At 51.0% G+C, this 13421-nt stretch carries 11 protein-coding genes and 1 tRNA gene; 2 read left to right on the forward strand and 10 right to left on the reverse strand.

The window, feature by feature from the left end:
* Positions 1 to 107: 107 nt before the first annotated feature.
* The 3 genes from K334_RS0107915 to K334_RS0107925 form a co-directional block, all read right to left on the reverse strand.
* Positions 108 to 1493 (reverse strand): MATE family efflux transporter, encoded by a 1386-nt coding sequence (locus K334_RS0107915; protein WP_025879948.1) that lies wholly within the window; start codon positions 1491 to 1493, stop codon positions 108 to 110.
* Between the two features lie 98 nt (positions 1494 to 1591).
* Positions 1592 to 2296, reverse strand: a complete 705-nt coding sequence (locus tag K334_RS0107920; RefSeq protein ID WP_021589973.1) for a BamJ family beta-barrel-assembly machinery protein — start codon at positions 2294 to 2296, stop codon at positions 1592 to 1594.
* 42 nt (positions 2297 to 2338) lie between these two features.
* Positions 2339 to 3904, reverse strand: coding sequence for a glycine--tRNA ligase (locus K334_RS0107925; RefSeq protein WP_025879947.1), 1566 nt, complete (start codon positions 3902 to 3904; stop codon positions 2339 to 2341).
* Between the two features lie 1121 nt (positions 3905 to 5025).
* Here K334_RS0107925 and K334_RS0107940 point away from each other — a divergent pair.
* Positions 5026 to 6036, forward strand: coding sequence for a lysylphosphatidylglycerol synthase transmembrane domain-containing protein (locus tag K334_RS0107940; protein ID WP_025879945.1), 1011 nt, complete (start codon positions 5026 to 5028; stop codon positions 6034 to 6036).
* A gap of 11 nt (positions 6037 to 6047) precedes the next feature.
* Positions 6048 to 7505, forward strand: a complete 1458-nt coding sequence (locus tag K334_RS0107945; protein WP_027444794.1) for an aminoacyl-histidine dipeptidase — start codon at positions 6048 to 6050, stop codon at positions 7503 to 7505.
* 348 nt (positions 7506 to 7853) lie between these two features.
* On the opposite strand, the gene K334_RS0107950 is transcribed toward K334_RS0107945, so the two are convergent.
* The 7 genes from K334_RS0107950 to K334_RS13735 form a co-directional block, all read right to left on the reverse strand.
* A tRNA-His gene (locus K334_RS0107950) sits at positions 7854 to 7927 on the reverse strand.
* 115 nt (positions 7928 to 8042) lie between these two features.
* Positions 8043 to 8438, reverse strand: a complete 396-nt coding sequence (gene secG, locus K334_RS0107955) for a preprotein translocase subunit SecG (RefSeq protein ID WP_025879944.1) — start codon at positions 8436 to 8438, stop codon at positions 8043 to 8045.
* A 68-nt stretch (positions 8439 to 8506) separates the two neighbouring features.
* Positions 8507 to 9271 (reverse strand): DUF8458 domain-containing protein, encoded by a 765-nt coding sequence (locus tag K334_RS0107960; RefSeq protein ID WP_025879943.1) that lies wholly within the window; start codon positions 9269 to 9271, stop codon positions 8507 to 8509.
* A gap of 16 nt (positions 9272 to 9287) precedes the next feature.
* The gene (locus K334_RS0107965; protein WP_036890178.1) at positions 9288 to 9848 is read right to left on the reverse strand and encodes an LptE family protein; all 561 of its coding nucleotides are present in this window, start codon (positions 9846 to 9848) and stop codon (positions 9288 to 9290) included.
* A 78-nt stretch (positions 9849 to 9926) separates the two neighbouring features.
* Positions 9927 to 11150, reverse strand: coding sequence for a sigma-54 interaction domain-containing protein (locus K334_RS0107970; RefSeq protein ID WP_025879942.1), 1224 nt, complete (start codon positions 11148 to 11150; stop codon positions 9927 to 9929).
* A gap of 81 nt (positions 11151 to 11231) precedes the next feature.
* Positions 11232 to 12248, reverse strand: coding sequence for a lysylphosphatidylglycerol synthase transmembrane domain-containing protein (locus K334_RS0107975; protein WP_027444796.1), 1017 nt, complete (start codon positions 12246 to 12248; stop codon positions 11232 to 11234).
* Positions 12245 to 13417 (reverse strand): PdxA family dehydrogenase, encoded by a 1173-nt coding sequence (locus K334_RS13735; protein ID WP_025879941.1) that lies wholly within the window; start codon positions 13415 to 13417, stop codon positions 12245 to 12247. The genes K334_RS0107975 and K334_RS13735 overlap by 4 nt, the downstream gene beginning before the upstream one ends.
* Positions 13418 to 13421 lie beyond the last annotated feature (4 nt).

The raw sequence follows: 13421 nt of genomic DNA on the forward strand, positions 1-13421 counted from the left end.
ATTATTAACTTGCAAGCCCCACCGGTTGCGCCTCTTACACCTTATATATAATAATGTGGCATGAGGAATGAGACGCACGGAATGTAAAAATCCCCATTCCACACCTCTTACTCCACACTTTTAATCTTGCTCAGCCACTCTCCACGGAACAGTCGGACAAGGAACATCAGGCCGCGGAACGTCAGTTCGATGGCCATGGCCGTCCACACGCCTCGCAACCCGTAGTCTTTGGCAAGCCAAGCGGCCAGCGTCAGACGCACGCCCCACATCGAAACCAGATTGATGACGGCCGGACGCAAGGTGTCGCCCGCTCCCACGCAGACGCTGTAAGCCACAATGCTGGCGGCAAAGAACGGCTCGGCAAAGGCTTCGATGCGCAGCACGGTGGTGCCCAGTTCGCGAATGGCCGGCACGGGACTCAGCACCCCGATCATCTCGGGCGCAAAGATATACATGACCGCGCCCATAAATGCCATTACAATCATGCCCAACGCCACCGACAGATAGGCGAAATTCTTACACAAACTCTTGCGACCCGCGCCGAAAGTCTGGCCCACCAGCGTGGTGGCCGCATCGCCGATACCGTAGCCGGGCATGTAGCAGAGACTCTCGGCCGTGATGGCAAAGGAGTTGCTGGCGATGGCAATGTTGCCCAAGGGGGCCACAATGCGCGTGCTGACAATCTGCGCGCCACTCATCAGCACGGACTGAACAGCCATGGGAAGGCTGATTTTCACGGCATTGCGCACATAATCCCACACCCAACGGAACGGCTCCGTATCTTGTTGCAAGGCCAAGATCTTGTTCTTGCGCACCGTAATCCACGTGGCAGGCAGCGACACCGTGACATAGGCCAAGGCCGTTCCGATGGCAGCCCCCATCACGCCCAGGCCGAGCAGATAGATGAAGAAATAGTTATAGACAACGTCGAGCACGCACAACACGACGCTCATGACGCTCGGCACGTGCATATTTCCGGCACTCTTGAGCATGTCGCACGACAGATGGAACAGCAACATGAAAGGCAAACAGAGCGAGATAACAAGGAAATAATTCGACGCCGCCGGGGCGATGTCGGCCTTGCCGCCCAGCCAAAACGGCAACGACGCGTGGACAGCGACACCCATCAGCGCGAGTGCCGACGCAAAAACGAGTCCGCAGACAAAGGCGTGGCGCAGCACCTGACGGGCTTTCACGAAGTCATTGGCACCGATGAAATGGGCCACCATCACCGAGAATCCCATGGCCGAAGCCCCCATCACGCTGCCCAGAAGCCATGTGGTGGACTCGACAAGTCCGATACTGGCCGAAGCTTCCGCACCCAGATGACCCACCATCGACGCGTCGATGAAGAACATCATCACGTTGGTGATCTGCGCCAGGATGGAGGGAATACTCAATCCGACTATCAGATTGAGCTTTTCACGCTGCGTCATGGGCAGTCCGTTGCGAATACTGGCCATCAAGGCCTCATTGCGTTTGTTGCCGAACATACGTTATTTGAATGAAGAATGCCGTTAAAACACGAATAGTGGCGGAAGACATGCGGCCCCGTCACTATCCATGGTCTGTTTGGTTGAATTGTTTCCGTTCAGCGTTCGACCCACTGACCGGCCGCCGCTTGCGCGCCACGGGTTTCGGGCACGGTCTGTCCGGCACGGTAGTAAGCCTTCAGATTCATGGTGAACACCAATGTGGAATAAGCTGGAAGGCTGCCTTTAGCCCGACTGCCGTAAGCCAACTGATAGGGAATGTACACTTCCCACACGTCGCCTATGTGCATTTGCATCAAAGCGGTGGTGAAGCCGTCGATGACACTGCCGCTCACCGCAAACTTAGCGGGCATGGCCGTGTTGTCCAGGTCGCCCGTATAGCTTTGGTCAAAGACGTAGCCCGACGGGTGGGCCGTCGTCGGAAGAAGGCGTCCGCGGTAGTTCAGCTTCACCGAATCGGTAAGGAGCGGACAGCCCGAACCTTGCCCCTCGGTCAGTACGTGTACGTAGACATACTGCGAAGCCTCGGTGGCGACAGCCTCTTCGAGCGACCACTTGCGTATTTTCTTCCAACTCTTGTCGCCGGCGGCAATGCGCTGGTCGACCGTCGTCTGAAGATTGTTGATGTAGCGGTCGTTCACTTCCTGCCAATTGGCATATTCATCGGTGTTGCCGTCGTCTTCTTTGCAGGCCGTCATGAGCACCCCTGCAAGCAGCAGGATTGACAACACGCTCGGTGTCAGCGTTCCATGCAGCTTCGAAAGGGCTGCCATGATTGGATGATGATTTGTATTCAGGTTCATTTTCTCACCTTATTATATATAGCCACCACAGCGGTGACCAGCCTATTCGTATTTCTTGATTTCGTCGCCCAGCTTCTTCAGCACCGAAGTAATGCTCACACGGTCTTCGATGATGGAACGGAGCCGACTGATGTCGACGCGCTCCTGCTCCATCGTGTCACGATGGCGCAGCGTCACCTTGCCATCCTTAGGCGTTTCGTGGTCAACGGTCACACAGAACGGCGTACCGACAGCGTCCTGACGACGGTACCGTTTGCCGATGGAGTCCTTGGGATCGCCATAGTGGGTGTTGAAGTGGAACTTCAGTTCATCCACGATTTGCTCGGCCAGCTCGGGCAATCCGTCTTTCTTGTCCAAGGGGAACACGGCACACTTCACGGGCGCCAGGGCCTCGGGCAACTTCAAGACGACACGTGTCTCGCCGTTTTCAAGCTGCTCTTCGCAATACGAATGGCAGAGCACGCTGAGGAACATGCGGTCTACGCCGATGGAGGTCTCCACGTCGTAGGGCACATAGCTCTCGTTCTTCTCGGGGTCGAAGTATTTGATACTCTTGCCGCTGAACTTCTCGTGCTGACTCAAGTCGAAGTCGGTGCGCGAGTGGATTCCTTCCACTTCCTTGAAGCCGAAAGGCATTTTGAACTCGATGTCGGTGGCGGCGTTGGCATAGTGGGCCAGCTTCTCGTGGTCGTGGAAACGATAGTTCTCCGTGCCCATGCCGAGGGCCTCGTGCCATGCCCGACGCACGTGCTTCCAATACTCGAACCACTTCATCTCCGTGCCGGGCTGGCAGAAGAACTGCATCTCCATCTGCTCAAACTCGCGCATGCGGAACACGAACTGGCGGGCCACAATCTCGTTGCGGAACGCCTTGCCTATCTGGGCGATACCGAACGGCAGCTTCATGCGGCCGGTCTTCTGCACATTCAGATAGTTGACAAAGATTCCCTGTGCCGTCTCGGGGCGCAGATAAACCTTCATGGCGCCATCGGCGCTGGCCCCCATCTCGGTGGCGAACATCAGGTTGAACTGGCGAACGTCGGTCCAATTCTTGGTGCCGCTGATGGGGTCGACGATTTCCTCGTCGACGATGATCTGCTTCAGCGCCTCCAGGTCGGGGCCTTGCATGGCCTCGGCATAGCGGGCATGCAGCGCGTCGCGCTTCTCGCGGGCCTCTTTCACACGCTCGCTGGTCTCCATGTATTTCTCTTCGTCGAAGCTGTCGCCAAACCGCTTGCGGGCCTTGGCCACTTCCTTCTGTATCTTCTCCTCGTACTTGGCAATCTGGTCTTCGATGAGCACGTCGGCACGGTAGCGTTTCTTCGAGTCGCGGTTGTCGATCAACGGGTCGTTGAACGCGTCCACATGGCCCGAGGCCTTCCAGGTGGTGGGGTGCATGAAGATGGCCGCGTCGAGTCCTACGATGTTGCTGTGGAGCAACACCATGCTCTGCCACCAATACTGCTTGATATTGTTTTTCAGCTCTACGCCGTTCTGTCCGTAATCGTAGACAGCGGCCAGGCCATCATAGATTTCACTGCTGGGGAAGACGAAGCCGTACTCTTTGCAGTGGCTCACTATCTTCTTGAAAACATCTTCTTGTGCCATAAACTAACTTGAATTTCGGAATTTGCGGCAAAGTTACGACTTTTTCCACCAACAACGACTTATATAGATGTAAAAACAACTTAAAACAAAGGAAGTAGGCAATTGGGTCTCATCACATTCATCAAACCGGAACGCGCAGTCGTCACATGGCGGCCTCCGTTCCATTTCGTCCATGCCGTTTGGCAAGTGGATTGTCATTTTATCGACAAATGACATCAAACCCAAATCGTTCATTGTGGATTTAAAACGCGAATCTTTATTCCAAATCGACCTGCTGGCAAAAACAAGCGATTCTGACAGCAATTCACTTCTCACTGGCAGGCAACAGGTTATGAATTCATGCCATTCCAAAAGAGGCTTTTTATCCTCAAAAAACATGTTAATCGCGTTTCCAAAAGGCCGCTTTTGCGCTGCAATCACAGCCCTTTCACCCACCCAAAGCATTGCTTTGAGAATGCAATCGCAGCCCTTTCACCCACCCAAAGCACTGCTTTGAGAATGCAAGAGCTGCCCTTTTGCAAAACAAAGACTTCGCTTTTGCCGTTTTGAAGCATAATCGGCCTCGCTCATTCCGGCATTTCATCGTCCATATTCGCTAAGTTGTCAAAAGAAAAGGCACGTTTTCCCAACAACAAAAATTGACAAAAAAGCTTCGGACACGCGACTCCCGCCATCCCTATCCCCCAGCGAGGCATCGCCAAGTCTGCCTTACGGCAACAAGTTTTTGAGAGATGACGGAACAAAAAAGCGGCCCGAGCTTTCACCCGGGCCGCTGAATATCGTTTTTAAACAACTCCTTTGTTGTGGAGAACACAAGATTTACTTGTTGTCCAAGTTGATCTTGTTGTTCAAATTGATGGCCTGCGCAATCATGATTGCGACAACGGCAAATGAAATCAATGCTACCATAGTTTTTAATCTTTAAATTGTTATCCTTTATTTTCATTTCACAACCTCTGCGGTTGCTTTTCTATTGTGGGTGCAAAGGTACCATCTTTCATACGTGTCAGCAAACAATCATGCTGAAAAACATGTTTCATGGCTTTTTTGTTGATTTAGGTCAAATTAAACAAACGATTGGTTGCGTTGTGCTTCAAAAGCTATATCTTTGTAATGACAATATGGAAGAATCCAAACATCGAAACATGGCCGACAACATCTTCAAAGTGTCGCTGTCGCTCTTGCTGGGCGGCGTGATACTTTATTGGATGTATCGCGACTTCGATTTCCACCAAATCAGCGACGTGCTGTTCCATAAGATGGATTGGACGTGGATGTTGCTGTCGTTCCCGTTCGGGGTGTCGGCCCAGGTGTTCAGAGGCTGGCGATGGCGCCAGACCTTGGAGCCGGTGGGCGAACGCTCGCGCTGCGGCGTGCGCATCAACAGCGTATTCCTGTCCTATGCCGTGAGCCTGGTGATACCCCGCATAGGCGAGTTCGCGCGCTGCGGCGTCTTGCGACGCTACGACGGCGTGTCCTTCCCCAAGGCCCTGGGCACGGTGGTGACCGAACGGGCCATCGACTCGCTGCTCGTGCTGTGCGTCACGGGGCTCACCATCCTGTTGCAACTGCGTGTGTTCGATACGTTCTTCGACAAGACGGGCACCAGCCTCGACGGCTTGCTGGCGCAATTCTCGCCCGCAGGCTATCTCGTGACCGCCATCTGCGGCGCGGCGGCCTTGCTGCTGCTCTTCTATCTACTGCGGCGACTGCGCATCTACAACAAGGTGAAAGCTACCTTCGGCGGAATTTGGCAGGGAGTGCTGTCGCTGCGCAGCGTCAAGAACGTGCCGCTGTTCATCCTTCTCACCTTGGGAATATGGCTGAGCTACTTCCTGCACTACTACCTCACGTTCTTCTGCTTCGACGCCACGGCACACCTGGGCATGACGTGCGCCCTCGTCACGTTCATCGTGGGCAGCATAGCCGTGGTCGTGCCCACGCCCAACGGGGCCGGCCCGTGGCATTTTGCCGTGAAGACTATGCTCATTCTCTACGGCGTGGCCGACACGGACGCCTTGTATTTCGTGCTCATCGTACACACCGTGCAGACCATGCTGGTCATCCTGCTGGGCGTCTATGGGTGGATAGCCCTGTCGTTCACGAAAAGGAAACATTTGTTCAACACCTAAATACTTAATTTATGGGAGAAATCAGAAATCTAAAACCAGAGTGCATCTGGCGTAACTTCGATGCACTGACACAAGTTCCACGTCCATCCGGACATTTGGAAAAAGTACAGAAATTCCTACTCGACTTTGCCGCAAGCGTTGGCGTAGAGGCCTTCCAAGACCCCGCGGGCAACATCGTGATGCGCAAGCCGGCCACACCGGGCATGGAAAACCGCAAGGTTGTGACCATGCAGGCACACATGGACATGGTGCCCCAGAAAGCGCCGGAGAGCACACATAACTTCGAGACCGACCCCATCGAGACCTATATCGACGGAAAGTGGGTGAAAGCCAAAGGCACGACGCTGGGTTCCGACGACGGAATGGGCGTGGCCGCCATCATGGCCGTCATGGAAGCAAAGGACTTGAAACACGGCCCGGTGGAGGCGCTGATCACTGCCGACGAGGAGACGGGCATGTACGGTGCCAACGACCTGCCCGAAGGCGAGCTGCAAGGGGACATTCTCATGAATCTCGACTCAGAGACCTGGGGCAAGTTTGTCATCGGCTCGGCCGGCGGCATTGACGTCACCGCGACGCTCGACTATAAGGAAGTGGCCACCGACACCGAAGACGCAGCCGTAAAAGTGACCCTCAAGGGACTCCGCGGCGGTCACTCCGGTCTCGAAATCAACGAAGGCCGCGGCAATGCCAACAAGCTGATGGTGCGCTTCGTGCGCGAGGCCATTGAGGAGACAGAAGCCCGTCTGGCCAGCTGGCATGGCGGCAACATGCGCAACGCCATCCCGTTCAAGGCCGAAGTGGTGCTCACGCTGCCGAAGGAGAACGTCGAGCCACTCAAGGAGATGGTGGCTGAATGGAAAGCCGACTTTGAAGACGAGTTCAAGACCATCGAAAGCGGCATAGAATTCTTTGCCGAAGAGGTTGAAACTCCGAAGATGGAAGTACCCGTAGAGATTCAGGACAATCTGGTAGACGCCATCTATGCCTGCCACGACGGCGTGATCCGCTTCATCCCCGTCTACCCCGACGTGGTCGAGACATCGAGCAACCTGGCCATTATCGACATTGAAGACGGCAAGGCTGCCATCAAGATTTTGGCCCGCTCTTCACGCGAGGACATGAAAGACTACGTGGCAACAATGCTGGAAAGCTGCTTCAACATGGCCGGCATGAAGGTAGAGATGAGCGGCAGCTATGGAGGATGGGATCCCAACCCTGACAGCGAAGTCCTCAATTTGCTGAAAAAAGTTTACAAAGAGCAGAACGGTGAAGAGGGAATCGTGCAGGTGGACCATGCCGGTTTGGAGTGTTCCGTCATCCTGGGCAAGTATCCCCACATGGATGTCGTGAGCTTCGGTCCGACCCTGCGTTCACCGCACACCACGACGGAGCGTTGCCTCATCGCCACGATAGAGCCGTTCTGGAATCTGCTGAAGGGCGCGCTCGAGCAAATACCCGCCAAATAAGACTAAATGAAACGAAAGAGTGAAGATTTTTGCCGCAAACGTTCAAATGTGTTAAGGAACATATATTTTTGTTTGGAAGTTTAAGCAGAAATCTTTACTTTTGCATTCGTTATCCTGAATACAATCTTTTTACCTTAAAGAAAACTAATACCTATTGAAGATTTGGAGCGGTCGACTGTGAAGTTAATCGCTTTTTTTGTGCCCTTTTGTTTTAGAAACACTCTTCAAAGACCGGACTTCCTCCCATCAATTACCATTAAAGTATTGACAGGACTATATCGATTAAATGGAAATTTATACTGGGATATATAACAAAAGCGGAAGCCTTACGTGAAGACTTCCGCTTTGGGTGCCCGGTGGGATTCGAACCCACGACATTCAGAACCACAATCTGACGCTCTAACCGACTGAACTACGGGCACCATGTTGGTTGCTTATCAAAAGCGAGTGCAAAGATATAACTTTATTTTTTATCTACAAAATAAAATGTCGTATTTCTACACAACAACCACCTCTTTTAGCTTTCTGCAACCTGACTTATTTTGCAGGGGCAGGCTTTGCAGCCGGAGTCGAAGACTGACCGGGAGTTGCATTCTGCTGCTGACCAGCCGCAGGAGTCTGACTTGCCCCAAAACCTGGAGCATTGTTTGGATTGGTGGTTGCATTTTCTACCGCGTTGTTTTCCATAACGCTTTGGTCTGTAACGGCCATAGGTGCTACGTGAGCGCAAACTACACTCAGAAAAACCATTGACACGGCAAGTATCCATGTTGCTTTTTCCACGACATCATGGGTCTTGCGAACACCCATAATGGAATTGGAAGAAGAAAAATTTGAAGCCAAGCCGCCACCCTTTGACTCTTGGATAAGAACAATTCCAATCATCAGGATTGAAGCGAGGACAATCAGAATTACGAATAATGTGTAAATCATTTTGCTGTTATTTTATATTATTTATTGCTTAACGTAACGATGGAAAGTAAAATAAAAATACTGGGCAGTTAATGCCGCTTACCATACGATTCGTTGAGTATCAATTTCTCCAAGAACCGTATTTGGTCTGCAAAGTAACCATTTTTTTTTGGATAATTCAAATTTAATCGCTGAATTATTTCCAGTGCTTTGGAATAACGCCCCTGTTTGATATAGATTTTGGCCAATGTTTCGGTGAAGTAACCTTCATCACCGGTTTTATCTGCTTCGTCTACGAGTTCTTCCTCCAAAAGCGGAACATATTCAGGCGTTTCCTGCAAGGTGAAATTTCCGCCCTCATTATTAATAAAATTATCAATGAGATTCTGGCCTTTCATCTGCGGCATCACTTCTTCTACCGGGACATTCGACTCTTTAGCCTCCACTTCCATGAGATAGGACACATAGTCTACCGCCGCATCTGCCGGTGTGGGTTTCCTTTTGTTTCTTTTCTCTGAATCGTCGACAGGAATAGTTTCCAAAAAATCATCAATCAATGAAATCGTCCTATTGCCCACCCCGTCCCTTTTCTTGTCGGACTTTTGGCCGGACAGCTGCTTGAGCCGATAGTGAGCCGCCTCTATCATATTAAAGATAACGCGCCTGTCTGTAATATAGATTGCGGTTTTACGCAACTCTTCATCAAAAGAAGGATCGTGGAGGATATAGAGGTTTTGCAATAACAAAAGCCTTGCCGTCTGAAAATAGGGATGCAAAGCCAGAAGGCTTCGCAGATCATATAATGTCTCACGATTCATCCGTTCAGGGTGCTGTATCAGTTCGGTCAGGTTCATACTTGTTGCAGATTATTTACCAATTGGCAACCGTTGCATTAAAAATCTGGTCACACAAATCCCTACACATCTCCGTAACCAATTCTTCTTGGACAGAGTTCAAGCTCCTTGTCGTTTCATAAGTTTGTGAGGCGGTAAACTGGCGTTCAAAGTCCTCGGCATGGTTTGCTTTATTCGTGAAACGAACATTCACGGTGATAGAAAGTTCCGTTTGGGCGGAATAACCTTCGCTCGAAACACTTTTGTTTCGCTGACTATACTGCGTAATTTCACCTTCCAGTTTCAAATCTCCGTTCCGTCGCACCTGAATCAGTTTTGTGTGATTGGCATACTGGTCCTTCAACGCATTGTTGAACAAAGGCCCCATGGGTCCCCACACATAGCTGGAACGAATTGGGAAATCTGAAATCTGAATGGTTTTCGTCTTTGAATAGTCTATACTGGCACCATCCATTCTTACCTTGATTGAACACGATGAGAACAATAAAGAAAAGAAAAGAACGCCCACAAGTCCCCAGACAAGGTGAAGTTTCCTCTTCTCCCGATGTTGAATTATATGTTCAATCTTGTCAATCATTCCTTTTTCCATCGTTATTTCCTGCATCCAAAACCTTGAAAAACAAGACTCCTCTATATATATAATAATGTGTAAGCATCAGTCCAGGCCAAATTGCTTGATACGCCGATAAAGCGTCCTGTCCGATATGCCGAGTTCCTGGGCTGCTTTCTTTCGATTTCCCCCATTCCGTTCCAAAGCCTTCTCAACCATCTGTCTCCCAAGATCGCTCAGATTCAGGCTTTCCGGCTCGTTGATTTCCTCAGCCACCGCATCCTGAATCGTTGCATGCCGCATTTCCTGGGAAGGCCGAACAGCAGGAAAACTCCCCGCACTATCCAGTTGATGAGACTTGAACGCAGTGCTTTCCAGTGAACGTGCCTCATCAAGTTGCTTGCGCAAACCATTCATTTCACGTCGCAAGTCACTTACATTCCCACGGAGTTCATAAAGAATCTTGTAAAGAATCTCCCGTTCATTCTCATAGGAATGCCCTCCCGCGGGTGTAATAGTGGCCAGCTCTCGACTCTCCATGTCTTGAGGAATGAACTGCAAGATGGTCTCAGCATCTATCTCACGCTGCTTGCTAAGGACAGACATCTGCTCCGTAATGTTCTTCAACTGGCGGACATTGCCGGGCCACTTGTATTTCAACAGCAATTGCTTGGCCTCATCCGTCAACGTAATTTTAGGCAGACGATACTTCTCTGCCATCTGCATGGCAAAAAGCCGAAACAGCAACACGATGTCTTCACCACGGTCACGCAAAGGCGGGATGGAGATGGGAATCGTATTCAAGCGATAGAACAAGTCTTCTCGGAAACGGCCTTCAGTGATGGCCTTGCGCATATTCACATTGGTGGCCGCAACGATGCGCACATCCGTCTTCATGACCTTCTGTCCTCCCACGCGGATATACTCACCCGTTTCCAACACTCTCAACAAGCGGGCCTGCGTAGCCAGGGGCAACTCTCCCACTTCGTCTAAAAAGATTGTTCCTTTATTGGCTACGCCAAAATACCCCTCGCTTTCGCCAACGGCACCGGTAAACGAACCTTTCTCGTGGCCAAAGAGCTCGCTGTCGATGGTTCCTTCAGGAATCGAGCCACAGTTTATAGCAAAGTATTTTTCACGCCTCCTTGGTGAATTGTCATGGATTACCCGTGGGAAAATTTCCTTGCCCACACCACTTTCACCCACGATGAGAACGCTAAGGTCGGTAGGCGCCACCTGCAAAGCGACGTCAAGCGCATGATTCAAAGCATCGCAATTTCCTACGATACTATATCTCTGCTTTATATTCTGTAGTTCCGATGTATTCATTGAGTGACAAAATTACATCATTAATTCCAACAATCTGCAATTTTGGCAGTTTTTTAATATATCTTGAGAAAATCCAGCACGCTACCGGTGCGAGTTCTCCGTTTTGCGCGTCTTATCCAATTTAATCAACAACAAGCCCAATCCTGTCCAAACCAGTTCGCGAATACGAACTATCAACGCGACGAAAACGCCCGCACTATAGGTTATTCCCAAATTGGTTGTCGACAAGACGAAACCGCCTTCCCGGCCGCCCAACTGGAGTGGCATGAAAAACAGCAGGTTGGCAAACAACGTCGTAAATGCCAGTATCAAGATGCACTGCGCATAACCGACATCCGGCATCATGACAAGAAGGATAAAATAAATCTCCAAAGCCGAACAGATGCGGCACGCCAATTCCAAAGCCACGGCACCGATGAAAGACATTGGAGTCTGGTTGTGCAACGCCGCTATCTGCCTGTCGATCGTGTCCAGCTGTTCCCGGTGGCTCTCCACGAAAGGCGCCGCCCACTTCTTGACAAACGGAACATGGCGAATCAAATTCATCACGCGCACGGCCAACCCCTTGCGATAACCAGAGATGAAGAACCACAAGCCCAAGATACAGAACGCCCCCGCCGCAGTCAGCAAAATCCCCATCATCACGTTGAGGGGCTGGGTGAACAGATACAGGAATATGGACAAAGTCCAAAACCAGAAATGGCTGAAGATATGCGTCATCGCATATAGGATGACCGATGACGACGCCCGCTCAGGTCCTATCTTGGGCGCCAGCTCCATGACTCGGTAAGGTTCTCCCCCCATCAGCCCTCCCGGCGTCGCATAGTTCAAGGCAAAACCCGAAATCGTTATCTTATACAACCAGCCGAACGATATGTTCGACGCAGCCTTTCCCTTGTCTTCCTGACTTTTTATGATCGTATACCAGGCTGCCGTATTGAACATATATAGGAACAACCACAACAGCAGCACGGCCAAAAACCAATAGCCAGCATGCTTCAGCCCCGCCCATACCTGTGAAAAGTCCAACTGGGAAACCATAATGACCAGCACTATGATTCCAAAGGCAAAGAAGCTGTTCTGATATTTTTTTTTCATTCCTTGGTCTCAGCTACGCCATGGTCGCCCTGTGGTCTCGGCGACCGCTTCGCTTGCGAAGCATCCTTGGCCGTCTCCCGCTTTTTCTGAACGGCGAAACGCGTCTTCTCACTCTCGTCTCGCTTCTCATGATAGAGTTTCTGCAGCGGATTTGCCAACGGCTCTTCATAGCGTTTCCTGTTTCGGAACGCGTCGATAGCCAGATAAATCGCCTGACGGAAAGCATCCGCTTCACACAGGTTCTTCCCCGCAGTTTCAAAACAATCATCAACCTGGATGGTCGTACATACCAAAGGCAAGCCAGCCAACAGCTTCACAGACGGCGTTTCCGAAAGAATCCCCATGGGAACCGCTATCTGGTCATGATACATACCTATCACACCGTCAAACTCCTTGTAGTATCCTTTCTTAAAGAAGACATCCGCAGGATATGGGCCGAACACGTTTACGCGCTTGTTATCAAACAACTGCTGAATCGCAGGCTGCAGAATTTCTTTATCCTCACGCTCCCAGGTGCCGTTTTTGCCCATCGGATTCAATGCCAGCACGGCCAACCTCGGGTTGGAAATATTGAAGTCGCTCTTCAATATTTTGGAAAACAGAACAGCCTTCTCTTCCAGCCGCTCTGCCGTAATCGCTTTCGACACATCTTGAAGCGCCACCTGCTGTGTCAACTGTATGGTACGGATTTGGTCGTTCACATAAACGAGCAACCCTTTCTTGCCATTTTCCAAGCTCGTTTCTATATATTCACGGTGACCGGGGAATTTAAATCCATCGCCTTGAATGTTGCCATTGCACAGGGGAGCCGACACCAAGACTTCGAACGCGCCAGCCCTGAAATCTGTCATGGCACTGTCCATGGCCTTCAAGGCTGCGCGCCCGCTTTCCTCCGTCGGCATTCCAAACTCCACCTTCACTTCCTCATCAAAGCAAGGCAACAGGTTCAATTTGCCGTCACAAGCTTCTTCCGCGCTGTTGATTATCGTGAAGTTACCCTGTATGTCCAAGGCCTTGCGATGATAAGCGGCTATCTTGGGGGAGCCATAGACGATCGGAGTACACAACTCCAACATCTCCGGTTCTCCGAATGTCTTGAAGATAAGTTCATATCCTATTCCATTTGTGTCGCCATGCGTAATGGCTACGCGAATTTTTCTATTTTCCATCGTG

The organism is Segatella baroniae DSM 16972 = JCM 13447, from assembly GCF_000426585.1.
Lineage (GTDB): Bacteria > Bacteroidota > Bacteroidia > Bacteroidales > Bacteroidaceae > Prevotella > Prevotella baroniae.